23 protein-coding genes are annotated in these 25,658 nt (G+C 68.4%); 16 read left to right on the forward strand and 7 right to left on the reverse strand.

All coding sequences use genetic code 11. The features are described 5' to 3' along the window. The 8 genes from rapZ (at position 1) to BWO91_RS10420 (ending at position 6,876) form a co-directional block, all read left to right on the forward strand. Positions 1-882 (forward strand): RNase adapter RapZ, encoded by an 882-nt coding sequence (rapZ, locus tag BWO91_RS10385; protein WP_064296920.1) that lies wholly within the window; start codon positions 1-3, stop codon positions 880-882. A 124-nt stretch (positions 883-1,006) separates the two neighbouring features. Beyond that, positions 1,007-1,984 (forward strand): DNA-binding protein WhiA, encoded by a 978-nt coding sequence (gene whiA, locus BWO91_RS10390; protein ID WP_064296921.1) that lies wholly within the window; start codon positions 1,007-1,009, stop codon positions 1,982-1,984. Between the two features lie 155 nt (positions 1,985-2,139). After that, the gene (locus tag BWO91_RS10395) at positions 2,140-2,766 is read left to right on the forward strand and encodes a superoxide dismutase (protein ID WP_064296922.1); all 627 of its coding nucleotides are present in this window, start codon (positions 2,140-2,142) and stop codon (positions 2,764-2,766) included. 124 nt (positions 2,767-2,890) lie between these two features. After that, complete coding sequence (gene gap / locus BWO91_RS10400) at positions 2,891-3,898, forward strand: type I glyceraldehyde-3-phosphate dehydrogenase (RefSeq protein ID WP_064296923.1); 1,008 nt, start codon at positions 2,891-2,893, stop codon at positions 3,896-3,898. A gap of 136 nt (positions 3,899-4,034) precedes the next feature. Then, the gene (locus tag BWO91_RS10405; RefSeq protein WP_064296924.1) at positions 4,035-5,252 is read left to right on the forward strand and encodes a phosphoglycerate kinase; all 1,218 of its coding nucleotides are present in this window, start codon (positions 4,035-4,037) and stop codon (positions 5,250-5,252) included. After that, positions 5,240-6,043: a triose-phosphate isomerase gene (gene tpiA, locus BWO91_RS10410; RefSeq protein WP_079002526.1), complete on the forward strand. Its 804-nt coding sequence runs from the start codon at positions 5,240-5,242 to the stop codon at positions 6,041-6,043. Before BWO91_RS10405 ends, tpiA begins: the two co-directional genes overlap by 13 nt. 135 nt (positions 6,044-6,178) lie before the next feature. Continuing rightward, the gene (secG, locus tag BWO91_RS10415; protein WP_056005661.1) at positions 6,179-6,427 is read left to right on the forward strand and encodes a preprotein translocase subunit SecG; all 249 of its coding nucleotides are present in this window, start codon (positions 6,179-6,181) and stop codon (positions 6,425-6,427) included. A gap of 86 nt (positions 6,428-6,513) precedes the next feature. Then, a complete protein-coding gene (locus tag BWO91_RS10420; protein ID WP_064296926.1) occupies positions 6,514-6,876 on the forward strand; it encodes an RNA polymerase-binding protein RbpA in 363 nt (120 codons plus the stop codon). A gap of 87 nt (positions 6,877-6,963) precedes the next feature. On the opposite strand, the gene pgl is transcribed toward BWO91_RS10420, so the two are convergent. The 6 genes from pgl to tkt are packed head-to-tail and all read right to left on the reverse strand — an operon-like array spanning position 6,964 to position 15,113. Beyond that, entirely contained in the window at positions 6,964-7,752 is a 789-nt protein-coding gene (gene pgl, locus BWO91_RS10425) for a 6-phosphogluconolactonase (RefSeq protein ID WP_079002527.1), read from the reverse strand. Beyond that, positions 7,752-8,714 (reverse strand): glucose-6-phosphate dehydrogenase assembly protein OpcA, encoded by a 963-nt coding sequence (locus BWO91_RS10430; RefSeq protein ID WP_064296928.1) that lies wholly within the window; start codon positions 8,712-8,714, stop codon positions 7,752-7,754. Before BWO91_RS10430 ends, pgl begins: the two co-directional genes overlap by 1 nt. Further along, positions 8,711-10,255: a glucose-6-phosphate dehydrogenase gene (gene zwf, locus BWO91_RS10435; RefSeq protein ID WP_064296929.1), complete on the reverse strand. Its 1,545-nt coding sequence runs from the start codon at positions 10,253-10,255 to the stop codon at positions 8,711-8,713. The genes BWO91_RS10430 and zwf overlap by 4 nt, the downstream gene beginning before the upstream one ends. Before the next feature lie 23 nt (positions 10,256-10,278). Next, positions 10,279-11,892, reverse strand: coding sequence for a glucose-6-phosphate isomerase (locus tag BWO91_RS10440; RefSeq protein ID WP_064296930.1), 1,614 nt, complete (start codon positions 11,890-11,892; stop codon positions 10,279-10,281). After that, entirely contained in the window at positions 11,889-12,998 is a 1,110-nt protein-coding gene (tal, locus tag BWO91_RS10445) for a transaldolase (RefSeq protein ID WP_071260200.1), read from the reverse strand. The genes BWO91_RS10440 and tal overlap by 4 nt, the downstream gene beginning before the upstream one ends. A 24-nt stretch (positions 12,999-13,022) precedes the next feature. Next, on the reverse strand, positions 13,023-15,113 hold the full coding sequence (gene tkt / locus BWO91_RS10450) for a transketolase (protein ID WP_064296932.1): 2,091 nt from the start codon (positions 15,111-15,113) through the stop codon (positions 13,023-13,025). Positions 15,114-15,490: 377 nt separating this feature from the next. Here tkt and BWO91_RS10455 point away from each other — a divergent pair, with 377 nt between their 5' ends. Beyond that, on the forward strand, positions 15,491-16,411 hold the full coding sequence (locus BWO91_RS10455; RefSeq protein WP_079002528.1) for a heme o synthase: 921 nt from the start codon (positions 15,491-15,493) through the stop codon (positions 16,409-16,411). A gap of 4 nt (positions 16,412-16,415) precedes the next feature. Then, positions 16,416-18,965: a DEAD/DEAH box helicase gene (locus BWO91_RS10460; RefSeq protein WP_079002529.1), complete on the forward strand. Its 2,550-nt coding sequence runs from the start codon at positions 16,416-16,418 to the stop codon at positions 18,963-18,965. A 47-nt stretch (positions 18,966-19,012) separates the two neighbouring features. Here BWO91_RS10460 and BWO91_RS10465 read toward each other — a convergent pair whose 3' ends face one another. Next, complete coding sequence (locus BWO91_RS10465) at positions 19,013-19,984, reverse strand: COX15/CtaA family protein (RefSeq protein ID WP_079003931.1); 972 nt, start codon at positions 19,982-19,984, stop codon at positions 19,013-19,015. Between the two features lie 307 nt (positions 19,985-20,291). Here BWO91_RS10465 and sufB point away from each other — a divergent pair, with 307 nt between their 5' ends. The 6 genes from sufB (at position 20,292) to BWO91_RS10495 (ending at position 25,640) form a co-directional block, all read left to right on the forward strand. Beyond that, positions 20,292-21,710, forward strand: coding sequence for a Fe-S cluster assembly protein SufB (sufB, locus tag BWO91_RS10470; protein WP_064296935.1), 1,419 nt, complete (start codon positions 20,292-20,294; stop codon positions 21,708-21,710). Continuing rightward, on the forward strand, positions 21,710-22,918 hold the full coding sequence (sufD, locus tag BWO91_RS10475; RefSeq protein ID WP_079002530.1) for a Fe-S cluster assembly protein SufD: 1,209 nt from the start codon (positions 21,710-21,712) through the stop codon (positions 22,916-22,918). Before sufB ends, sufD begins: the two co-directional genes overlap by 1 nt. After that, positions 22,918-23,241, forward strand: a complete 324-nt coding sequence (locus BWO91_RS10480) for a non-heme iron oxygenase ferredoxin subunit (protein WP_064296937.1) — start codon at positions 22,918-22,920, stop codon at positions 23,239-23,241. The genes sufD and BWO91_RS10480 overlap by 1 nt, the downstream gene beginning before the upstream one ends. Before the next feature lie 4 nt (positions 23,242-23,245). Further along, a complete protein-coding gene (sufC, locus tag BWO91_RS10485; protein WP_079002531.1) occupies positions 23,246-24,022 on the forward strand; it encodes a Fe-S cluster assembly ATPase SufC in 777 nt (258 codons plus the stop codon). A gap of 28 nt (positions 24,023-24,050) precedes the next feature. Continuing rightward, positions 24,051-24,380: a metal-sulfur cluster assembly factor gene (locus BWO91_RS10490; protein ID WP_056005622.1), complete on the forward strand. Its 330-nt coding sequence runs from the start codon at positions 24,051-24,053 to the stop codon at positions 24,378-24,380. Between the two features lie 93 nt (positions 24,381-24,473). After that, positions 24,474-25,640 (forward strand): MalY/PatB family protein, encoded by a 1,167-nt coding sequence (locus tag BWO91_RS10495; protein ID WP_079002532.1) that lies wholly within the window; start codon positions 24,474-24,476, stop codon positions 25,638-25,640. Positions 25,641-25,658 lie beyond the last annotated feature (18 nt).

Genomic DNA, 25,658 nt, shown 5'->3' on the forward strand with positions numbered 1-25,658 from the left:
ATGACCCCGGGCCAGCCGCAGCACCAGCAGGAAGTCCTCATCGTCACGGGGATGTCCGGCGCCGGACGCTCCACCGTCGCGAACGCGCTCGAGGATCTCGGCTGGTACGTCGTCGACAACCTGCCCCCGCAGATGCTCCGTCCCCTCGTCGACCTCGCCGAGCGCGCCGGATCACGTCTGCCGCGGATCGCCGCGGTGGTCGACGTCCGGGGCCGCGACTTCTTCAGCGAGTTGCAGGAGATCGTGCCGGCGCTCCGGGGCGGGACGCACCTCCGCATGATCTTCCTGGAGGCGACCGACGCGGCGCTCGTCCGCCGGTTCGAAGCCGTCCGCAGGCCGCACCCGCTGCAGGGCGAGGGCACGATCCTCGACGGCATCGTGGCGGAGCGTCACCGACTGAGCGAGATCCGTGAGTCGAGTGACGTCATCATCGACACGAGCGACCTCAACATCCACCAGCTCGCCACGACCACGCGTGAGCTCTTCGCCGGCGCGGAGACACCGGGTGTCCAGGTCACCGTGCTGAGCTTCGGGTTCAAGTACGGCCTGCCGCCTGATGCGGACCTCGTCGCCGACATGCGGTTCCTCCCGAACCCGTTCTGGGTTCCGGAGCTGCGTGCGTTGAGCGGTCAGGACCCCGAGGTCAGCGAGTACGTGCTCTCGCAGACCGGAGCCGCCGAGTTCCTCGAGAGCTATGCCCACGCCCTCGAGCCCGTCCTCGCGGGGTACCAGCGTGAGAACAAGCGTCACGTCACCATCGCCGTCGGCTGCACGGGGGGCAAGCACCGCTCGGTCGCGGTCGCCCTCGAGCTCGCCGACCGACTGCGGAACCAGTCCGGCGTCGCCGTGCACGTCCGGCACCGAGACCTCGGGCGCGAATGACGCCCACGGGCCCGACGCAGCCGCGGCGGAGCCCGAACGGTCCGAGGCACCACGCCTCCGGATCGCGAACATGCAGGATCGACGCCGCACTCCGACGGCGCGATCACGACAGATAGGAACCACCGTGGCCCTCACCGCCGACGTCAAGAACGAACTGGCGCTCGTCCGCGAGACCCGCAACTCGGTCCGAGCGGCCGAGCTCGCGTCCCTGCTCCGCTTCTCCGGCGGACTCCACACGATCTCCGGACGCGTGGCGATCGAAGCCGAACTCGACAGTCCGACCCTCGCCCAGCGGGTGCGTCGCGACATCGGCGAGCTCTACGGGATCCGCAGCGAGATCCTGGTGCAGAACCCCGGCAGCTCGGGCAAACCGAGCCTGTTCGTGGTGCGCGTCATCGAGGGAGGCGAGACCCTCGCCCGACAGACCGGACTCCTCGACGCACGACGGCGTGCGGTCCGCGGGCTGCCGAACCGGCTGACCACCGGGTCGCGCGATGAACTCGCCGCCGTCTGGCGGGGGGCGTTCCTCGCCACCGGGTCCCTCACCGACCCCGGCCGATCTGCGTCGCTCGACGTCGTGTGCCCCGGCAACGAGTCCGCGATGGCGCTCGTCGGTGCCGCCGGCCGCATCGGTGTCTCCGCGAAGGCGCGGGAGGTCCGCGGCATCCACCGGGTCGTCATCCGCGAGGGCGACGCGATCAGCGGCATGCTGTCGCTCATGGGTGCCACCGGCACGGTCACCTCCTGGGAGGAGATGCGGCAGCGTAAGGAGGTCCGGGCGACCGCGAACCGCCTCGTCAACTTCGACGACGCCAACCTTCGCCGCTCCGCCCAGGCGGCCGTGGCGGCCTGCGCGCGCGTCGAGCGCGCCCTCGAGATCCTGGGCGACGAGGTCCCCGACCACCTGCAGTACGCCGGTGCCCTGCGCCTCGACCACCGTGAGGCCAGCCTCGACGAACTGGGCCACTTCGCCGACCCTCCGATGACGAAGGACGCCATCGCCGGCCGCATCCGGCGCCTGCTCGCCATGGCGGACAAGCACGCGAGCGATCTCGGCATCCCGGGCACCGACGCCAACCTTCCGGCGGATTACGAGGACTGAACCAGCTCGCGAATCCTCGCCGACCCGCCATCGTCGCGGTTCGTCATGCTGGGAACAAGCCCCGACTCCCGACGGTTGCCGCTCACTAGACTGGGTGATGACGCTCAGAGCCGTGTGCAGACAGCGCACGGGACAACACGAGGAGATCACGAAGAATGGCTGTTTACTCACTGCCCGAATTGCCGTACGACTACAGTGCGCTCGAGCCGCACATCAGTGCGACCATCACCGAGCTCCACCACGACAAGCACCACGCCACCTACGTGGCCGGCGCGAACACGGCCCTCGAGAAGCTCGCTGAGGCCCGCGACGCCAACGACTTCACGAACGTCAACAAGCTCGAGAAGGACCTCGCGTTCAACCTCGGCGGTCACGTCAACCACACCATCTGGTGGAACAACCTCTCCCCGGACGGCGGCGACAAGCCGACCGGCGAGCTCGAGTCGGCCGTCGACGAGTACTTCGGCAGCTTCGACAAGTTCCAGGCGCACTTCACCGCCGCGGCGCTCGGCGTGCAGGGTTCCGGATGGGCCGCGCTCACCTGGGACACCCTCGGTCAGCGCATCAACATCCAGCAGTTCTTCGACCAGCAGGGCAACTTCCCGGCCGGTACCGTCCCGCTGCTGCTGCTCGACGTCTGGGAGCACGCCTACTACCTCGACTACAAGAACGTCCGCGCCGACTACGTCAAGGCGTTCTGGAACATCGTCAACTGGGCCGACGTCCAGGCACGCTTCGAGGTCGCGCGCAAGCAGACCAACGGCCTGCTGGTACTGTCGTAGTTGACCGGTCCGTCCCGGTCCCACGGGCCGGGACGGACCACCTTCCTCCTCACTCGGGGAGGGCGCTCACTCCGAGCAGACCGTACAATCGCGCCGTCTGGCGCCTCAGTATCAGGAGTCATCTGTGTCCGTCAAGATCGGCATCAACGGCTTCGGCCGCATCGGCCGCAACTTCTTCCGCGCCGCCCTCGCCAAGGGCAGCGACCTCGAGATCGTCGCTGTCAACGACCTCACCGACAACAAGGCGCTCGCCCACCTCCTGAAGTACGACTCCATCACGGGTCGTCTGGACGCCACGGTCGAGCTCGACGGCGACAAGATCATCGTCAACGGCAAGCCCATCATCGTGCTCGCGGAGCGCGACCCCGCCGACCTCCCCTGGGGCGAGCTCGGCGTCGACATCGTCATCGAGTCGACCGGTCGCTTCACGAAGTCCGACGACGCCCGCAAGCACATCACCGCCGGCGCCAAGAAGGTCCTCGTGTCGGCTCCCGCCACGGGCAGCGACGTCGCCACGATCGTCCTCGGCGTCAACGAGGGCACCTACGACGCCGCGACGCACGACATCATCTCGAACGCGTCCTGCACGACGAACTGCCTCGCGCCGCTCGCCAAGGTCCTGCTCGACAACTTCGGCATCGAGCGTGGCCTCATGACCACGGTCCACGCCTACACCGCCGACCAGAACCTGCAGGACGGCCCGCACAGCGACCTCCGTCGCGCACGCGCCGCCGCCGTCAACATCATCCCGACCTCCACCGGTGCAGCCAAGGCACTCGGCCTGGTCATCCCGGAGCTCGTCGGCAAGCTCGACGGCTACGCCCTGCGCGTCCCGGTCCCGACCGGTTCGATCACCGACCTCACGGTCGAGCTGACCAACCCGGCAACGGTCGAGGAGATCAACGCCGCGTACAAGGCCGCCGCCGAGGGCCCCCTCAAGGGCATCCTGAAGTACACCGAGGACCCGATCGTCTCGAGCGACATCGTGACCGACCCGCACTCCTCGATCTTCGACGCCGGCCTCACCAAGGTCATCGGCTCGCAGGTCAAGGTCGCCTCGTGGTACGACAACGAGTGGGGCTACTCGAACCGCCTCGTCGACCTCACCGAGTACGTCGCGGACCGCCTCTAACCAACCGGCTGTCTGCCGCACTCCTCACCCGAGCAGCCAGACACCGCATGGTCCGAACGGGCGTCCTGAATCATCTTCAGGGCGCCCGTTCGGCTTCGTCGGTGGTCATGGCTCAGCGCAGAGAAAGACCCTCCTCATGACCCTCCGCACCCTCGACTCGCTGGGCGACCTCAGCGGTCGCAGAGCCGTCGTCCGCCTCGACCTCAACGTCCCGCTGAAGGACGGCGTCATCACCGACGACGGCCGCATCCGCGCGGCACTCCCCACCCTGAACGCGCTCATCAACCAGGGTGCGCGTGTCGTCATCGTCTCGCACCTCGGCCGGCCCGACGGTACACCTGACGCGAAGTACAGCCTTGCGCCCGTCGCGCAGCGGTTGTCCGAACTCCTCGGCAAGCCGGTGACCTTCGCCGCCGACACCGTCGGCAGTGCCGCGACCGACGCCGTCGCCGCACAGACCGACGGCGACGTCGTGCTGCTCGAGAACCTGCGCTTCAACTCCGCCGAGACCAGCAAGGACGCCGGCGAACGCGAGGCGTTCGCCGCCAAGCTCGCCGCGTTCGGCGACGTCGTCGTCTCCGACGGCTTCGGTGTCGTCCACCGGAAGCAGGCGAGCGTGTACGAGCTCGCCAAGCTGCTCCCGAGCGCTGCCGGACTGCTCATCGCCGCTGAGCTCGAGGTCCTCGACCGTCTCACCGAGACCCCGGAGCGCCCCTACACGGTCGTCCTCGGTGGTTCGAAGGTGTCCGACAAACTGGGCGTCATCGGCCATCTGCTGCCGCGCGTCGACTCGCTGCTCATCGGCGGTGGCATGCTGTTCACCTTCCTCGCCGCCCAGGGGCACGCCGTCGGTTCGAGCCTGCTCGAAGCGGACCAGATCGAGACCGTCCGCGGGTACCTCGCGAAGGCCGACGAGCTCGGCGTGACGATCGTCCTGCCGACCGACGTCGTCGTCGCCTCGGCGTTCGGCGCCGACGCCGAGCACGTCGTGCGCCCGGCCGACGCCATCGAGGACACCCCGTTCGGTGCCGCAGGACTCGGACTCGACATCGGACCGGACACGGCCGCAGCGTTCGCCGAGATCGTCGCCGCGTCCAAGACGGTGTTCTGGAACGGCCCGATGGGCGTGTTCGAACTCGCGCCCTTCGCCGCCGGCACGCGCGCGGTCGCTGAAGCACTCACCCGCACGGACGGCCTGAGCGTCGTCGGTGGCGGTGACTCGGCCGCAGCGGTTCGTGCGCTCGGCTTCGATGATGACCAGTTCGGTCACATCTCAACTGGTGGCGGCGCCAGCCTCGAGTTCCTCGAGGGCAAGCGTCTGCCTGGACTGGAGGTCCTCGGATGGCAGCAGTAACCCCCGGGCGCACGCGTGTGCCCCTGATCGCCGGCAACTGGAAGCTCAACCTGGACCACCTCCAGGCGATCGCGCTCGTCCAGAAGCTCGATTGGACACTCAAGGACGGCAAGCACGATTACGCCGACGCCGAGGTGGCCATCTTCCCGCCGTTCACGGACCTCCGCTCGGTCCAGACGATCGTCGCCGCCGACAAGCTCAAGCTGGCCTACGGCGCCCAGGACCTGTCGCAGCACGACGCCGGCGCCTACACCGGTGAGATCTCCGGAGCGTTCCTCGCGAAGCTCGACTGCCGCTACGTGCTCGTCGGACACTCCGAGCGCCGCACCCTGCACAACGAGACCGACGAGGTCGTCCAGGCGAAGACGGCCGCAGCCGTGCGACACGGCCTCGTCCCCGTCATCTGCATCGGTGAGACCGCCGAAGACCTCGAGGAACACGGCCCGTCGGCCGTCCCCGTGGCGCAGCTCAAGGCTGCCATCGACGGACTCGCACCGGACGCGGAAATCGTCGTCGCCTACGAGCCGGTGTGGGCCATCGGGTCCGGTCAGGCGGCGACGCCCGACCAGGCGCAGCAGGTCGCAGCCGCTCTCCGCAGCACGCTCGCCGAGGTCCTCGGCGATGAGGCGGCGCAGCGCACGCGGATCCTCTACGGCGGTTCGGTGAAGGCCTCGAACATCGCCGGCTTCATGCGCGAACCCGACGTCGACGGTGCCCTCGTCGGCGGTGCGAGCCTGCTCGCCGACGAGTTCGCCGGGATCGCCCGCTTCTCGCAGCACGTCGGACTCTGACCGACCTGCTGCACCAGCAGTACCGACACGGCTCGGCCCGCGGCACCAGCCGCGGGCCGAGCCGTGTCCGCTGAACCGTCGAGGTATACTGGACGGCGGTTCAGCCCCTCTGAACGCGAATGCGAAAGGTCTCACGTGGAGATTCTCCAGGTCATCCTGCAGGTGCTGCTCGGCATCACCAGCCTCCTGCTCACCTTCCTGATCCTGCTGCACAAGGGCCGCGGCGGCGGTCTGTCCGACATGTTCGGCGGCGGCTCCTCCAGCAACCTCGGTTCGTCAGGGGTCGCCGAGCGCAACCTCAACCGCTTCACCGTCATCCTCGGCCTGACCTGGGGCGCCTGCATCGTCGTGATCGGGCTCCTGACGAAGTTCGCCGCCGCCTAGACCGGCCGCGAAGCCCCGATCCCGGGGACGCAACTCGACGCACCACACCCGAACCACTCTCGACAGTACGAGAAAGAGGAAACACCATGGCATCAGGCGGAAGCGCTATCAGGGGATCACGCGTCGGCGCCGGTCCCATGGGCGAGCAGGACCACGGCTACCACGCGGACCGCATCGCCATCTCCTACTGGGACGCCCTCGGCAACGAGACGGTCCGCCACTTCGCGGCGAACGTCCCCGACGAGGAGATCCCCGAGACGATCGACTGCCCGACGTCCGGTCTGCCGGCCGGTCGCGACAAGGCGAACCCGCCGGAGGTCGCGAAGCTCGAGCCGTACAAGACCCACCTCGCCTACGTGAAGGAACGGCGCACGGAGGAAGAAGCCGAGCAGCTGCTCGAAGAAGCACTCCAGCAGCTCCGTGCACGCCGCGGTACGGCAGCGAAGTAGCCGGACAGCACCACATATGCGGAAAGGCCGTTCCCCTCGGGGAACGGCCTTTCTGCATGCTGGCACCGGCTCGGCGGCCGGCCTCCGCTAGTACTCCGGGAGGATCAACGAATCTGGGACCTCGGCGGCAGCATCCTGGTCGACGAAGAACACCGTCCGTTTGCGTCCCTTGGCCCCGGCGGCGGGGACCTCGTTGTAGCTGGCACCCGCGAGGGCGAGGCCGAGTGCCGACGCCTTGTCGGTGCCGGCGAGGACGAGCCAGACCCGCACGGAGGAGTTGATGGCCGGCCGGGTCAGGCTGAGTCGTTCCGACGGCGGCTTGGGGGAGTTCCGCACCGGCACGACGGAGGTGTCGGTGACCGAGACCTCGGCCCGCTCCGGGAAGAGCGACGCGACGTGACCGTCGGGGCCGACACCCAGGAACGTGATGTCGAACCGGGGGTGGTCCTCGCCGGGTCGCGCGAACCGACGGAGCTCGTCCGCGTACCGCACCGCGGCGGCGTCGAGATCGATGCCGTCCTCCGGCGCCGGGTATCCGTGCACGTGTTCGGCGACGAGGCCACGCTCCGGAAGCGCGAGCAGGGTCTCCAGCAATGCCTCGCGTGCCTGCAACTCGTTCCGATCGGCGTCGTCCCGAGCGACCCAGCGCTCGTCCCCCCACCAAAGGTGCACCCGGGACCAGTCCACCCGGTCGCGGTCCTTCGACGCGGCCACGGCGGCGAGCGTGCCCGTGCCGACCGACCCGCCGGTCAGGACGACGTGGACCGTCTCCTGCGACTCGAGCAGTTCACGGGTTCGGGACAGGAACCGCTTGGCGACCGAGGTCGTCAGCTGGTCGCGGTCCTGATAGACGAGGACGCGTCGCTCGGTCGGCATCAGCTGGTCCGAGCGCGGAGCGTGACCGGCTCGCCGAGGCCGGGGAGGCCCACGGTGATCACCTGTCCGTACAAGACGTCCGGGTCGAGCGTGCGGAGCTCCTCGGCGAGGCAGTCGCGCAGACTGCGACGGGGGAGCGAGAGGTCGTGCGTCGGCTGTCCGGGCTGGATCAGCGTGGCGATGTCGGGAACGGGTCGCTCGAGGACGACGTTGCCGGACGCCCGCGTGAGGCGGACACCGTGGATGCCGCTCGACCCGTGGGCCATGCTGAGCTCGTGGGTCACGTCGACCTGCAACTGCAGCTGGAGCCAGGCGGCGAGCAGCTCGGTCGACGGGGAGTCCGATGCTCCGGACACCTCGATCGCCGTGACGGGCTCGTACGGCGGCTGGTCGAGCACCGCAGCGAGCTGGGCACGCCAGAGTGTGAGCCTGGTCCACGCGAAGTCCGTGTCTCCGGGGGCGTAGTTCGCCGCGCGACCGCGGAGGGCGGCGTGGGTGTCCGCCGCCGCGGACGCGTCGGTGATGCGACGCTGGGCGATGCGGCCGATCGGTGACGTCGAGACGCGTTCGGGTGCCTCACCGGGCCACCAGGCGACGACGGGTGCGTCGGGCAGGAGCAGACCGGTCACGAGGCTCTCCTCGTTCTCGGCCACCGCACCGTAGGCGCGGAGGATGACCACCTCGCTCGCTCCGGCGTCGCCGCCGACGCGGATCTGGGCATCGAGCCGGTCGCCGATGGAGGACTGCTGGTCGTCGTGCTCCGTGGAGAGGACGATGACCCGCATGGGGTGCTCGCGGGAGGCCTCGTTGGCGGCCTCGATGGCCTCCTCCTCGGCTCCGAGCCGAGTCGAGATCACCAGGGTGAGCACGCGACCCAGGGCGACGGCGCCGCCGTCCTCGCGGATGGTCACGAGCGCCTTCGAGAGCTTGCTCGTGGTCGTGTCTGGCAGGTCTACGATCATGGTCGTCTCCAGGTGCGTCCGTCGCGGTTCATGAGGTCGTCGGCCGAGGAGGGGCCCCAGGTGCCGGGAGCGTACTGCTCGAGGGGCGTGTCCTGAGCGGCCCAGTACTCCTCGATCGGGTCGAGGATCTTCCAGGAGAGCTCGACCTCCTCGTGACGGGGGAAGAGGGGCGGGTCGCCCAGCAGGACGTCGAGGATGAGACGTTCGTACGCCTCGGGACTCGCCTCGGTGAAGGCGTGGCCGTAGCCGAAGTCCATGGTGACGTCGCGGACCTGGGTGCCGGCACCCGGGACCTTCGAACCGAAGCGGATGGTGACACCCTCGTCGGGCTGGACCCGGATGACCAAGGCGTTCTGGCCGAGCGCCGAGGTCTGGCTCTCCGCGAACAGGTACTGCGGAGCACGCTTGAAGACGACCGCGATCTCGGTGACGCGGCGTCCGAGGCGCTTCCCGGCACGCAGGTAGAACGGCACGCCGGCCCACCGACGCGTGTTGATGTCGAGCCGCATGGCCGCGTAGGTCTCGGTCGTCGACTCCGGGTTCATCCCGTCCTCGTCGAGGAAGCCCAGCACGTGCTCGCCACCCTGCCAACCACCGGCGTACTGCCCACGGGCCGTCGCGGCCCCGAGGTCGTCGGGGAGGCGGACGGCCGCGAGGACCTTCTCCTTCTCAGCGCGCAGGTCTGCCGCGTTGAAGGAGATCGGCTCCTCCATCGCCGTGAGGGCGAGGAGCTGCAGCAGGTGGTTCTGGATGACGTCGCGCGCCGCTCCGATGCCGTCGTAGTACCCGGCACGACCGCCGACGCCGATGTCCTCGGCCATGGTGATCTGCACGTGGTCGACGTAATTGGCGTTCCAGATGGGCTCGTACAGCTGGTTCGCGAACCGGAGCGCCAGGATGTTCTGGACGGTCTCCTTGCCGAGATAGTGGTCGATCCGGAAGATCGAGTCCGACGGGAAGACCGACTGCACGATGTCGTTCAGCTCGCGAGCCGTCTTGAGGTCGCTGCCGAACGGCTTCTCGATGACCACCCGGCGCCACTGACCGTCAGCGGGCTCCGCGAGTCCCGAGCGACGGAGCTGCTCGGTGACCTGCGGGAAGGCCTTCGGCGGGATCGAGAGGTAGAACGCGTGGTTGCCCATCGTCCCGCGATCCGCATCGAGCTCCTCGATGGTCTCTTTCAGCTTCTCGAACGCCGCGTCGTCACCGAATTCACCGGGGACGAACCGGATGCCCTGGGCGAGCTGGTTCCAGACGTCCTCGCGGAACTCGGTCCGGGCGTACTGCTTGACGGATTCGTGGACGACCTCCATGAAGTCCTGGTCCTCCCAGTCCCGTCGGGCGAACCCGACGAGTGAGAAGCCAGGGGGCAGGAGGCCCCGGTTCGCCAGGTCGTACACGGCCGGCATCAGCTTCTTGCGGGACAGGTCGCCTGTCACGCCGAAGATGATGAGGCCGCTCGGACCGGCGATCCGATTGAGGCGTCGGTCGGTGTCCACCCGCAGCGGGTTGGACTCCGGGGTGATTTCCACCGGGGACATGAAGCTCCTTGTGCAGTGACGCGCTAGTCGTTGACGGCGTCGAAGAGGGTGACGATGTTCTGGTCCGGCGACGTGAGGGTCAGCGTGAGGACCGGACGACCGTGCTCGGCGAGGACGCGGGCGTCGCCGCCCGCCTGGGCCTCGATGAGCTGGCCGAAGGTGAACGGGCGCTCGGGGATCTCCAGGTCGACGGGGGCCGTCTCGGTGATCTGCAGGAACACGCCGTTCGCGGGGCCGCCCTTGTGGTACTGACCCGTCGAGTGCAGGAAGCGGGGACCCCACCCGAAGGTCGTGGGTCGTGCCGCCTTCGCCGCGACGAGGTCGCGGATGCTCTCGAGCTGCGGGGAGGCGAGACGGTCGACGTAGCCCTGGATCGCGACGTAGCCATCGGAGGGCAGCTGCGCGAGCAGTGCCTCGACGGCGCCGGACAGGGTGGTCACGCCGTCGAGCAGACCGGCCGAGCCTCGGACCTCGACACCGTCGGCGACGAAGGCGGGTGCCTCGGGCTCCGGACGGTTGTCGAGCAGCCCACGGGTGGCGACCTTCGCGGACTCGACGTCCGGCTGGTCGAACGGGTCGATGCCGATGAGGCGCCCGGCGACGACGGTCGCGTACTCCCACACCAGCATCATCGCGCCGAGGCTGCCGCTGACGAGGATCTCGCCCTCGTGGCGGTCGTGGCGCAGCAGATGGAACTCGTGGGCGTCGTCGACGATGCGGACGATCTGGAGGTCGGCCGGCTTCGACTCGAGCTCGGGAGCGAGCGGGTTGAGCACGACGGGCAGCAGACCGCGACCGGACTTGCCGGTCGATTCGGCGATGAGCTGTTCGGCCCAGTCCGGGAATCCGACGATGTGCGTCCCGTCGGTGATGAGACCGACCTTGTCGCGCAGCGGAACGGTGCCGCCGATCGCCGCGCCCAGGATGAGACCCGGGTTCGAAGCGTCGTCGATCGCGAGTTCACCGAGTACCGCGTCGGCCTCGTCGAGCAGCGCGCCGATGTCGACACCGGCCAGACCGGACGGCACGAGACCGAAGGCGGTGAGCGCACTGTAGCGACCGCCGACGTTGGGGTCGGCGTTGAAGACCCGGTAGCCGGCCTCGTTCGCCGCCGCCTCGAGCGGGGAGCCCGGGTCGGTGACGATGACGATGCGGCCGGCGGGGTCGATCCCCGCAGCCGTGAACGCGGCCTCGTAGGCACGGCGCTGGCTGTCGGTCTCGACCGTGGAGCCGGACTTCGAGGAGACGACGAGCACCGAGGTCTCGAGGCGGTCCGCCAGGGCCGCGAGGACCTGACCGGGAGCGGTCGAGTCGAGGACGGTGAGGTTGCCGCCCAGCGTGTTCGTGATGACCTCGGGTGCGAGCGAGGAACCGCCCATGCCCGCGAGCACGATGTGGTCGATGCCCTCGTCGTTGAACTGCTCACGGAGCGCGAGGATCGGCTCGACCAGCGGGCGGGAGATGGAGACCGCCTGGACCCAGCCGAGGCGCTTGGACGCCTCGGCCTCGGCCGCAGGACCCCACAGCGTGGGGTCCTGGTCCGTGATGCGCGACGCGACGAGGTCGCTGACGAGCGTGGGGACCACCGATGCGACAGCGGCTTCCGCCGCGCCGCTCACGCGGATCTTGAAGCTCACTTGGAGGCCTCCAGAGCCGTCTTCACGGTCTCGAGCAGCTCGTCCCAGGACACGATGAACTTCTCGACGCCCTCACGCTCGAGCAGCGCCGTCACCTCGTCGTAGGACACGCCGAGAGCGGCGATGGCGTCGAGGACCTCGTTCGCAGCCGTGTAGGAGCCGGTGACGGTGTCGCCGGTGATGACGCCGTGGTCGAAGGTCGCCTCGAGGGTCTTCTCCGGCATGGTGTTGACCACGCCGTCGGCGACGAGCTCGGTCACGTAGAGCGTGTCGGGGAGGTCGGCGGACTTGACACCCGTCGACGCCCAGAGCGGACGCTGCTTGTTGGCGCCGGCCTCGAGGAGCGCGGTGGCACGCTCGCTCGCGAACTCCTGCTCGAAGACCTGGTAGGCGAGCTGGGCGTTCGCGACGCCGGCCTTGCTCTTCAGTGCGGTCGCCTCGGGGCTGCCGATCGCGTCGAGACGCTTGTCGATCTCGGTGTCGACCCGCGACACGAAGAACGAGGCGACCGAGTGGATCGTCGAGAGGTCGTGGCCCGCGGCCTTCGCCTGCTCGAGACCGGTGAGGAACGCGTTGATGACCTCGCGGTAGCGGGTGAGGCTGAAGATCAACGTGACGTTGACGCTGATGCCGGCGCCGATGACGGCGGTGATGGCCTCGAGGCCCTCGACCGTCGCGGGGATCTTGATCATCGCGTTGGGTTGGTTGACCTTGGCCCAGAGCTGCTTGGCCTGCTCGATCGTCGCGGCGGCGTCGTGCGCGAAGCCCGGCTCGACCTCGATCGACACGCGGCCGTCGTACCCGTTCGAGGAGTCGTAGACGCCACGGAAGATCTTCGATGCAGCAGCCACGTCGTCGGTGGTGATCTCGAAGACCGCCTCGGTGACGTCCTTGCCGTCGGCGGCGAGCTGGGCGACCTGCTCGGCGTAGACGTCGCCGTTGCTGAGCGCGGACGCGAAGATCGTCGGGTTCGTCGTGACACCGACGACGTTGCGGTCGGCGATGAGCTGCTCCAGCCCACCGGACTGGATGCGTCCGCGGGAGAGGTCGTCGAGCCAGATGCTGACGCCGGCGGCGGACAGCTGGGCGGTTGGGGTTTCAGTCATGTTCTTCTGTCTCCTTCGCCCGGGCTACTTGCCGAGCGTCTCGTGTGCTGCGGAGACGACTGCCTCCGTGGTGATGCCGAACTCGCGGAACAGCGTCTTGTAGTCGGCGGACGCACCGAAGTGCTCGATCGACACGGTCCGGCCGGCGTCGCCGACGATGCTCTTCCAGGTCAGCCCGAGACCCGCTTCGACGGAGACGCGTGCGGTGACGGCCTTCGGGAGGACGGACTCGCGGTACTCGGCGGACTGCTCCTCGAACCACTCCAGTGCGGGCACCGAGACGACGCGGGCGTTGACGCCCTCGCCGCGCAGGACCTCGCGGGCCTCGACGGCGAGCTGGAGCTCGGAGCCCGTCGCGATGAGGATGACGTCCGGCGTGCCGCCGGGCGCCTCGGCGAGGATGTACGCACCCTTGGCGACGTTCGACGCTGCAGCGAAGGTCTCGCCGGTGGCGTCGCCCGTGCCGCGCTCGAACACCGGGATGTTCTGACGGGTCAGGGCGATGCCGGTCGGGCCGCCGCGACGCTTGAGGATCTCCAGCCAGGCGTAGGCCACCTCGTTCGCGTCACCCGGTCGCACGACGGCGAGGTTCGGGATGGCACGGAGCGAGGCGAGCTGCTCGATCGGCTGGTGGGTGGGGCCGTCCTCACCGAGGGCGACGGAGTCGTGGGTCCATACGAAGATGGACGGCACGTTCATGAGTGCGGCGAGACGGACGGCCGGACGCATGTAGTCGCTGAAGATGAGGAAGGTGCCACCGAACGCGCGGGTCGGGCCGTGCAGGACGATGCCGTTGAGGATCGCGGCCATGGCGTGCTCGCGGATGCCGAAGTGCAGGACGCGACCGTAGGGGTTCCCGGTCCACTCGTGGGTGGAGTGCTCGCTCGGGATGAACGACGCACCGCCCTCGATCGTCGTGTTGTTCGACTCGGCGAGGTCGGCGGAGCCGCCCCACAGCTCGGGGATGACCGGGCCGAGGGCGTTGAGTACCTTGCCGGATGCGGCGCGGGTCGAGACGTCCTTGCCGGCCTCGAACACGGGCAGCGCCGACTCGACACCCTCGGGGAGTTCGCCGGCCTCGAGACGCTCGAGCAGCGCAGCGCGCTCCGGGTTGGCCGCGGCCCAGGCGTCGAACGTCTGCTGCCACTCGGCACGTGCCTCGGCACCGCGGTCGATCGCCTTGCGGGTGTGCTCGATGACCTCGTCGGCGACGAAGAAGTTCTGCTCGGGGTCGAAGCCGAGCACCTCCTTGACGGCCGCGAGCTCCTCGGCGCCCAGCGCCGAACCGTGGATCTTGCCGGAGTTCTGCTTCTTGGGAGCCGGCCATCCGATGATGGTCTTCAGGATGATGAGCGACGGCTTGTCGGTCTCGGCCTTCGCCGCCTCGATCGCGTCGTTCAGCGCGTGGACGTCCTCGACGTACTCGCCGGTCTTCTTCCAGTCGACGACCTGGACGTGCCAGTGGTAGGCCTCGTAGCGGGCCTTGACGTCCTCGGTGAAGGCGATGTTGGTGTCGTCCTCGATCGAGATCTGGTTGGAGTCGTAGATCGCGATGAGGTTGCCGAGCTGCTGGTGACCGGCGAGCGAGGAGGCCTCGCTCGTGACGCCTTCCTGCAGGTCGCCGTCGCCGGCGATGACGTAGACGAAGTGGTCGAACGGGCTCGTGCCGGCCTCGGCCTCGGGGTCGAACAGGCCACGCTCGAAGCGGGACGCGTACGCGAAGCCCACGGCGGAGGCGAGCCCCTGGCCGAGCGGACCGGTGGTGATCTCGACGCCGTCGGTGTGGCCGTACTCCGGGTGACCAGGCGTGAGCGAGCCCCAGGTGCGGAGCGCCTCGAGGTCGGAGAGTTCCAGACCGTAGCCGCCCAGGTAGAGCTGGACGTACTGGGTCAGCGAGCTGTGCCCCACCGACAGGACGAAGCGGTCGCGTCCGAGCCAGTCCTGGTCCTTCGGATCGCGTCGCATGACCTTCTGGAACAGCAGGTAGGCGGCGGGGGCGAGACTCATCGCCGTTCCCGGGTGGCCGTTGCCGACCTTCTCCACCGCGTCGGCGGCGAGGATGCGCGCCGTGTCGACTGCTTTGCTGTCAATGCTTTCCCACTGCAGATCTGCCACTGAATACTGACCCTTCTCATCGGAACAGGAGGCCGACGAGCGGTCGAGCCTTCTTCTGTGCGTTCGCGGCCCACGTCGTCTTCGGCGTCCGAGCACACGACACCGCTCTTCGAACTGGGTGAAGGGGGGCGCACGCGTGCACAGTGGCTGGCGAGCACTTCCCAGCATAGCGAACCCCTGCAGCCGGGGGTCGATGTTCGACGAGCGCGAACACGCGACGTCACGGATCGTTGCAGCGCTTGCACGTCGGGCGTCACCTGGTGAGGGACCGTGCGCCTGCGCACCGTGAGTAGGGAGCCGCCTGCGCGTGTCGTAGAATCGTCTGCGGACCGCGCACCGGGCGAGCAGTGCGTGGTGAACCGAACGTTAGAGGAGCAATGGACGTCGCTGTAGCAGAACGTGTGTCGAGCCCCAAGCTCGGTTTCCGACGCAAGGCGAAGGCGTACATCGCCCTGACCAAGCCGCGGGTCATGGAGCTGCTCCTCGTGACGACGATCCCCGTCATGATCCTCGCGAAGGGCGGTCTGCCCGACTGGTGGCTCGTCATCGCGACCGTCATCGGTGGGTCCTTGAGCGCCGGCTCCGCAGCGGCGTTCAACTGCTACATCGACCGCGACATCGACGCGGTCATGGACCGCACGAAGAAGCGCCCCCTGGTGACCGGCGAGCTCACGCCGCGCGAGGCGCTCGTGTTCGCGTGGACGCTCGGCGTCGTCTCGACGGTCTGGCTCCTCGCCACCACCAACTGGCTCGCGGCCGCACTGTCCGTCGGCGCGATCCTCTTCTACGTCTTCGTGTACACGCTGTGGCTGAAGCGACGCACCCAGCAGAACATCATCTGGGGTGGGATCGCGGGCTGCTTCCCCGTCGTCATCGGCTGGGCCGCCGTCACCGGTTCGCTCTCGTGGGCTCCGATCATCCTCTTCGCGGTCGTGTTCCTCTGGACGCCGCCGCACTACTGGCCGCTGTCCATGAAGTACCGCAGCGACTACCAGGCCGTCGGCGTGCCGATGCTCGCCGTCGTCCGCGGTCGCGCGCAGGTCGGCCTCCAGGTCATCCTGTACGCGTGGGCGACGGTCGTCTGCTCGCTCCTGCTCATCCCGGTGGCCGACATGGGGCTGCTGTACAGCACCGTCGCCCTCCTGTCCGGCGGCTGGTTCGTCTACGAGACCCACCGTCTCTACAACCTCGCGATCCGTCACGAGCACGTCTCGCCGATGCGCGTCTTCCACGGGTCGATCACCTACCTGACCCTCCTGTTCCTCGCCGTCGGCATCGACCCGCTGCTCCCGTTCTGACCCGGTGGCTGACGCAGCGGAACGCGGCCGGCTGATCGCTGCGACGGGGGAGAGCCCCGACATCGTCTTCGACCGGTTCGTCTCCTGGGCCGAGGCCGGCGGACTCAGCCTGTACCCGGCACAGGAGGAGGCGCTCATCGGCATCGTCGACGGCGCCAACGTCATCCTCTCCACCCCGACGGGCACCGGCAAGAGCCTCGTCGCCGCCGGCGCACACTTCGCGGCGCTGAGCTCCGGTCGCCGCAGCTACTACACGGCCCCGATCAAGGCGCTCGTCAGCGAGAAGTTCTTCGCACTCGTCGAGATGTTCGGCGCTGAGAACGTCGGGATGGTCACCGGGGACTCCTCGGTGAACGCCGACGCGCCGATCGTCTGCTGCACCGCGGAGATCGTCGCCAACCTGGCGCTCCGGCACGGCGAGGACGCCGGCATCGACCAGGTCGTGATGGACGAGTTCCACTTCTACGCCGACCCCGACCGCGGGTGGGCGTGGCAGGTGCCCCTCCTCACCCTCCCGGACACGCAGTTCGTCCTCATGTCCGCGACCCTCGGCGACGTCGGCGACCTCGCGCGCGACCTCGAGCGCCGGACCGGCCGTGAGACCGCCATCGTGACCGGCGTCGAACGACCTGTGCCGCTCCATTTCTCCTACGCGACCACGCCGATCCACGAGACCGTGGAGGACCTCCTCCACACGGGACAGGCTCCGATCTACATCGTCCACTTCGCGCAGGCGGCGGCGCTCGAGCGGGCACAGGCCTTGACCAGCCTCAAGGTCGTCACCCGCGAGCAACGCGACGAGATCGCCGACGCCATCGGCGACTTCCGGTTCAGCACCGCGTTCGGCACGACGCTGTCCCGGCTCGTCCGCAGCGGGATCGGCGTGCACCACGCCGGCATGCTGCCGAAGTACCGACGCCTCGTGGAGCAGCTGGCCCAACGTGGTCTCCTCCGCGTCATCTGCGGGACGGACACCCTCGGCGTCGGGATCAACGTCCCGATCCGCACGGTCCTGTTCACGGCGCTCACGAAGTACGACGGCACGAAGATGCGCCAGGTGAACGCCCGGGAGTTCCACCAGATCGCCGGTCGTGCGGGTCGGGCCGGCTACGACACCGCGGGCACCGTCGTCGTCCAGGCTCCCGAGCACGAGACCGAGAACCTCAAGCTCATCGAGAAGGCCGGCGACGACCCGAAGAAGCGCCGCAAGATCATCCGGAAGAAGGCGCCGGAGGGGTTCGTGTCCTGGGGGGAGCCGAGCTTCCAGCGCCTCGTCGCGGCCGAGCCTGAAACGCTGACCAGCCACATGCAGCTCACCCACGCGATGATGCTCAGCGTCATCGCACGCGGCGGCGACAGCTTCGGCACCATCCGCTCCCTCGTCTTCGACAACCACGAGCCTCGGGCGAGACGCTTCGCCCTGGCCAGGCGGGCGCTCGAGATCTACCGCACCCTCCGCACGGCAGGGGTGATCACCCAGACGATCGACCCCGAGACGGGTGAGGTCGTCATCGGTCTCACGGTCGAACTGCAGCCGAACTTCGCGCTCAACGCTCCGCTGTCACCGTTCGCCCTCGCCGCGTTCGAGCTGTTGGACCCCGCGGAGCCCGGCTTCGCCCTCGACGTCATCTCGGTGGTCGAATCGACGCTCGACGATCCGCGCCAGATCGTCATGGCCCAGCAGCACCTCGCCAGAGGCGAGGCGGTGCAGGCGATGAAGGCCGAGGGGATCGAGTACGACCAGCGCATGGAGCTCCTCGAGGCGGTCACCCATCCGAGACCGCTGGCCGAACTCCTCGAGGCGGCGTTCACGAGCTACACCGCCGCGCAGCCGTGGGCACTCGACCTCGAGCTCCGCCCGAAGGCGGTCGTGCGCGACTTCATCGAGCGTGCACTGAACTTCAGCGAGTTCGTCTCGTTCTACAGTCTCTCGAGGTCCGAGGGACTCGTTCTGCGGTACCTCTCCGACGCCTTCCGGGCGATCCGACAGAGCGTGCCGGACGAGTTCAAGGACGAGGAGCTCCAGGACCTCATCGAGTGGCTCGGCGAACTCGTCCGACAGGTCGACTCGAGTCTGCTCGACGAGTGGGAGGAACTGTCCCACCCGGACCCCGAACGCCATGCGGAGGCGAGTCGGTCACTCCCGCCCACGCCACGGAGCGTCCTCGCCAACCGCCGGGCGTTCACCGTCCTCGTCCGGAACGAACTCTTCCGCCGGGTCCAGCTCGCGTCGCTGGAGCACTACGACGCGCTCGGCGAGCTCGACGCGTCGGCCGGATTCGACGCCGACGCCTGGGCCGACGCCATGGATCCGTACTTCGAGGAGCACGGTGAACTCCCGACCGGTGCTGCAGCACGGAGCCCGGCGCTGCTGGTCGTCGACGACGAGGACGAGCGCCCCGTGGGCGACACGGGCGGTGTCTGGCGGGTGCGTCAGGTGTTCGCCGATCCGGCCGGCGACCACGACTGGGGGATCAGCGCCGTCATCGACCTCGACGCCTCCGACGAGACCGGGACCGCGGTCGTCCGGGTGACCGCGGTCGGGATGCTCTGAGTCATCAGCAGGCGCGCGGAGCCCTCAGCGGGAGAGCGTCTGAGCCATCAGCGGGAGACGCTGAGGGATGCCGACTCCTCGACGCGTGACGTGGTCCGGACCGGGATCCGCTGCTGCAGCACGACCCAGGTCATCGCGGCGACGAGCAACCCGGCGAGCACCATGTGCAGCCCCACGAGCACCTCGGGGAGTCCGAGGCGGGCCTGGGTGAGCCCCACGATGATCTGCACCACTTCGACCGCCAGCAGGGTCGAGACCGCGGTGCGCACCCCGCGCGACCCGCGGCGGGCGCCGAGCGCGATCACGCCGACGAGCAGCACGATGGTGCCGGCGAGCGTCGCGTAGGCGGGCCAGCTGTGGAGGTGCTGGAGGAACTCGGGGTCGAACCCGTTGCGCGGCGCCGGCACCTCCTTCGAGTTGTCGCCGGCGTGCGGGCCCGAGCCCGTCGTCAGGATGCCGAACACGACGGTGACGGCGACGAAGAGGCTCGTCAGGTGGACGACGCCGAGGTACCAGCCGGGCATGACCTTCACCGCGCCACGGGGACCGCGGTAGACCCGATGGACGAGCATCGTCGCGAGGGCGACCAGGACGATGGAGATGACGAAGTGCAGCCCGACCACGTACGGGTTCAGCCCGGTGAGGACCGTGATGCCGCCGAGGACCGCCTGCGCGGGGATCGACAGTCCCTGGAGCAGGGTCAGCCGGAAGAGGTCGGGGCGCTGCCGACGCATACGGATCACCGCGAGGAACGCGGCGATCACGATGGCCGCGAGGACGAAGGTGAGGAGGCGGTTGCCGAACTCGATGAACCCGTGGATGCCCATCTCCGGTGTGTTGACGAAGGAGTCGTCCGTGCAGCGCGGCCACGTCGGGCATCCGAGCCCGGAGGCCGTCAGGCGGACGGCGCCCCCGGTCCCGATGAGGACGAGCTGGAAGGCGAAGGAGAGCCAGGCGACGACACGCACGCGCTTGTCGATCGTCGTCGGCAACCACTGCCAGAACCGGGTGGCACGCACCCGGTCGGGAAGGGACGGTGCCGGCGTCGGTCGACCGGCGGTCTTGGAGTGGTGTGACACGGGTCGATCCTTCGGTTCGCGGTGGCCACGGCTGCGGTATCCACCGTCCTCACCCACAACCCACAGGAAGCTGTAGGATTATGAGGTTCACGGTGCGCGCGAGAAGCGCCATGGTTCATGAACATTGTAGGTTCGCGAAGAAGCCGCCCGCACATCCCCTCCCCAATCCGCTCCGATCAGGCGCGTGCCATGGGAGGGAATGACGACCTCCAGCCGGTGGTTGTCTCCAGGGAGGAAAGAGGGACACATGTCAGACATCCTGATCGATCGCCCGGAGCTCGCCGGACTCGGCCAATACGAGTTCGGATGGCACGACGGCGACGTCGCCGGCGCTTCAGCGCGCCGCGGCATCTCCACCGAGGTCGTGGCCGACATCTCCGCGCTGAAGAGCGAACCGGAGTGGATGCTGCAGCGCCGCCTCAAGGCCCTGCAGCTGTTCGAACGCAAGCCCATGCCGACGTGGGGCGCCGACCTCTCCGAGATCGACTTCGAGAACATCAAGTACTTCGTCCGGTCCACCGAGAAGCAGGCTCAGACCTGGGAGGACCTGCCGGACGACATCAAGAACACCTACGAGAAGCTCGGCATCCCCGAGGCGGAGCGCCAGCGCCTCGTCTCCGGCGTCGCCGCGCAGTACGAGTCCGAGGTGGTCTACCACCAGATCAACGAGGAGCTCGAGGCGCAGGGTGTCATCTTCATGGACACCGACACCGCGTTGCGCGAGCACCCCGAGTTCTTCGAGGAGTACTTCGGCACGGTCATCCCGTCCGGCGACAACAAGTTCGCCGCGCTGAACACCGCCGTATGGTCGGGTGGCTCCTTCGTCTACGTGCCGCCCGGCGTGCACGTCGAGATCCCGCTGCAGGCCTACTTCCGGATCAACACCGAGAACATGGGTCAGTTCGAGCGCACGCTGATCATCGCCGACGAGGGCAGCTACGTGCACTACATCGAGGGCTGCACCGCGCCGATCTACAAGTCGGACTCGCTGCACTCCGCGGTCGTCGAGATCATCGTCAAGAAGAACGCCCGCGTCCGCTACACGACGATCCAGAACTGGTCGAACAACGTCTACAACCTGGTCACGAAGCGCGCCACGGCCGCTGAAGGAGCGACCATGGAGTGGATCGACGGCAACATCGGATCCAAGGTCACGATGAAGTACCCGTCCATCTACCTCATGGGCGAGCACGCCAAGGGCGAGACCCTGTCCGTCGCCTTCGCCGGTCCCGGCCAGCACCAGGACGCCGGCGCGAAGATGATCCACATGGCTCCGTACACGCAGTCGTCAATCGTCTCCAAGTCGATCGCCCGAGGCGGCGGACGCGCGGGATACCGCGGCGAGGTCCGGGTGGACGCCAACGCCCATCACTCGGCCAACACCGTGCGCTGCGACGCGCTCCTGGTCGACACCATCTCCCGGAGCGACACGTACCCGGCGATCGACATCCGCGTGGACGACGTCCAGCTCGGACACGAGGCGACGGTGTCCAAGGTCAGCGAGGAGCAGCTCTTCTACCTCATGAGCCGCGGCATGCCGGAGGACGAGGCCATGGCGATGATCGTCCGCGGCTTCATCGAGCCGATCGCCCGCGAACTGCCCATGGAGTACGCACTCGAACTCAACAAGCTCATCGAGATGGGCATGGAAGGATCCGTCGGTTAATGACGACTGCAGCACCGACTCAGACCGAAGGACAGCACGGCATCACGGCACACAGCGACGGCGCAGGACGCGTCATCCCGGTGCAGACCCGTTCGGAGCGCTTCAGCTCCTATGATGTCGCCGACTTCTCAGCGGTGACGGGACGCGAGGCGGTCTGGAAGCTCAGCCCGGTCGCGCAGTTCACCGACCTCACCGCGGGGGAGCTCGACGGCTCGCCCACCCCGATCACGCACGACGACGTCGACGGATTCAGCGTCGAGTGGATCAGTCGCGACGACGCGCGCGTCGGCTCCGCCGGCGTGCCGGAGGAGCGCGCCTCCGCGAACGCCTGGTCGAGCTTCGACCAGGCACTGGCGATCTCGGTCACGGGTGAGGAGTCCAAGACCCTGCGCCTCGAGCGGAGCGGACTCGGCGACGGCGCCCGCGCTGCGCACACCGTCATCACCGCCGCGCCGTTCAGCCGCGGCCTCGTCATCATCGAGAACGCGGGCGCCGCCCGCCTCACCGAGAACGTCGAGATCGTCGTCGGCGAGCAGGCCGACGTGACCGTCGTGACCGTGCAGTGGTGGGACGACGACGCCGTGCACCTCGCCAGCCACTTCGCGTCCATCGGTCGCGACGCCCACCTCAAGCACGTCGTGGTGTCGCTCGGCGGCAAGGTCGTCCGGGTGAACCCGACCCTGCACCTCGCCGGTCAGGGCTCGGACCTCGACTCGCTCGGCGTGTACTTCTCCGACGCGGGTCAGCACCTCGAGCAGCAGGTCTACATGCACCACGACGCACCGAACACCCGCGGGCGCGTGACCTACAAGGGCGCACTGCAGGGCGAGGGTGCGCGGTCCGTGTGGATCGGCGACGTCCTCATCAGCAACCGTGCCGTCGGCACCGACAGCTACGAGCAGAACCGCAACCTGGTCCTCTCCGACGGCACCCGTGCCGACTCCGTGCCGAACCTCGAGATCGAGACCGGCGACATCGCCGGTGCCGGTCACGCGAGCGCGACCGGACGCTTCGACGACGAGCAGCTCTTCTACCTGCAGGCTCGAGGCATCCCTGAGGACGAGGCACGACGACTCGTCGTCCGCGGCTTCCTCGTGGAGATCATCCAGCAGATCGGTGACACCGAGCTGCAGGAGCGCCTCTCGGCGGCCATCGAGGCCGAACTGCTCGGCGCCGACGGACAGGGCACCGGCGGAGCGCAGCACTGATGGCGACGAAGGTGTGCTCGTTCGACGAGCTCGCCGTCAACCAGGCCAAGCGGGTCGTGGTGGACGGCGTGCCGATCGCCCTCGTGCGCGACGCGTCGGACGAACTGTTCGCGATCGGCGACGTCTGCACCCACGGCGACATCTCGCTGTCCGAAGGCTTCGTCGAGGACGGCAATCTCGAATGCTGGGCACACGGCTCACAGTTCTCGCTCACGACGGGCAAGCCGCTCACCCTTCCGGCCTACGAGCCGGTCCCCGTCTACACCGTCGAGCTCATCGACGGCGACATCTACATCGACCCGACCGCAACGAAAGAGATCTAGCACCATGTCAGTCCTCGAAATCCGCGACCTGCACGTCAGCGTCGAAACCGAGCAGGGCACCAAGCCGATCCTGCGTGGCGTCGACCTCACCATCCGGAAGGGCGAGACGCACGCGATCATGGGTCCGAACGGTTCGGGCAAGTCCACGCTCGCGTACACGATCGCCGGCCACCCGAAGTACACCGTCGACAGCGGATCCATCACGCTGGACGGCGAGGACGTCCTCGCGATGAGCGTCGACGAGCGCGCCCGTGCCGGACTCTTCCTCGCGATGCAGTACCCCGTCGAGATCCCCGGAGTCACGGTCACGAACTTCCTCCGCACGGCGAAGACCGCCGTCGACGGCGAGGCGCCCGCGATCCGCGGCTGGATCAAGGACGTCCGCGAGTCGATGAAGAACCTGCGCATGGAGCCTGCCTTCGCGGAACGCAACGTCAACGAGGGCTTCTCCGGTGGCGAGAAGAAGCGTCACGAGATCCTCCAGCTCGAGCTGCTGAAGCCGCAGTTCGCAGTCCTCGACGAGACCGACTCCGGCCTCGACGTCGACGCCCTCAAGATCGTGTCCGAGGGCGTCAACCGCGCCAAGGAGAACACGGGCCTCGGTGTCCTGCTCATCACGCACTACACGCGCATCCTCCGCTACATCAAGCCGGACTTCGTGCACGTCTTCGTCGCCGGCAAGATCGCTGAGCAGGGCGGTCCCGAGCTCGCCGACCGCCTCGAGAACGAAGGCTACGACCGTTTCCTCGTGGACGCCGTCGTCGCCCCGGAAGGTGCCTGAAGCCGCGCCAGCGGTCTAAGATAACGACATGGTAACAACGCTCAGTCCGCAACGATTCGACGAGGTCGAAGAGGCGCTCAAGGACGTCATGGACCCCGAGCTCGGGGTGAACGTGGTCGACCTCGGTCTCATCTACGACCTGGGTTGGGATGACGAGAACGACGCGCTCATCATCCACATGACCCTGACCTCCGCCGGATGTCCGCTCACGGACGTCCTCGAGGAGCAGACGGGTCAAGCGCTCGACGGCATCGTCGACGCCTTCCGCATCAACTGGGTGTGGATGCCGCCGTGGGGCCCGGAGCGCATCACGGACGACGGGCGCGACATGATGCGTGCCCTCGGCTTCTCGATCTGATCGATCCTCCACGACGACGGACGGCTGCAATGCAGCCGTCCGTCGTCCTGTTCCCGGCGGCGTCACCCGGCTGATCCCGGATAGGGTCGACGCATGACCGAGATCGTGTCCGCCGACCCCCTCGACGTCCTGCGCAGCCGGACGAGCGAGAAGTGGTCCGAGTACCCCGACGACGTCCTGCCCATGTTCGTGGCCGAGATGGACGTCCCGCTGTCACCCGTGGTCCGCGAGGTCCTACACGCGGCCATCGACCGCGGCGACGCCGGGTACGTCGCGAGCCGCACACGGCTCCCACAGACGTTCGCCGACTTCGCAGCGCGACGCTGGGGTTGGGATGTGGATCCCGGCTCCGTGTTCACCACCGCCGACGTCAGCATGGGCATCGTCGAGATCCTGCGTCGCGTCATCTCACCCGGCGAGGGCGTGGTGATCACCTCGCCGGTCTACCCGCCGTTCTTCGACCTCGTCACCGAGGCCGGGGGAGTCGTGGTGGACGTCCCCTTGCTCGGGTCCAGCCGCGCCGACGATCCCGCCGGAGACTGGCGGCTCGACCTGGACGGTGTCGAAGCCGCGTTCCGCGACGGAGCGAAGGCCTTCCTCCTCTGCAACCCGCACAACCCGATCGGTCGGCCGCACACGGTCGACGAACTCCGCTCGGTCGCAGCACTGGCAGCGCGCTACGGGGTCACGGTCGTGAGTGATGAGATCCACGCTCCGCTCACCCAACCGGGCGAGCGGTTCGTCCCCTACCTCAGCGTGTCCGACGAGGCCGCCGAACACGGGTACGCCGTCCTGTCGGCGAGCAAGGCCTGGAACCTCGCCGGCCTGAAGTGCGCGGTGATGGTCACCGCCGCACCCGGACCGCGGAGCGTGGTCGCGGGGATGCCGGTCGAGGTGTTCTGGCGGACGGGCCAGTTCGGAGTGCTGGCTTCGGTCGCCGCCTTCGAGTCGGGAGAGCCCTGGTTGGACGGGCTCCTCTCGTTGATCGACGGCAACCGGCGGCTGCTCGGTGAGCTGCTGGGTGCCGAGCTGCCCGAGGTCGGCTACCGACCGCCTGCCGCCGGGTACCTCGCCTGGCTGGACTGCACCGGGCTCGGTTGGACGGAGCCCCCGGCGCGGCGCATCCTGCGCGAGGCGCGCGTGGCCCTGCAGGAGGGAGCCCCGTTCGGGCCCGGAGGCGTCGGCCACGCACGGCTCAACCTGGCCTGCTCGCCCGAGCTCCTCACCGAGGCGGTCGGACGGATCTCCACCCTGCGTTGACGGACGTCCGGCCGCGCC

It is taken from the genome of Plantibacter flavus, assembly GCF_002024505.1.
Lineage (GTDB): Bacteria > Actinomycetota > Actinomycetes > Actinomycetales > Microbacteriaceae > Plantibacter > Plantibacter flavus_A.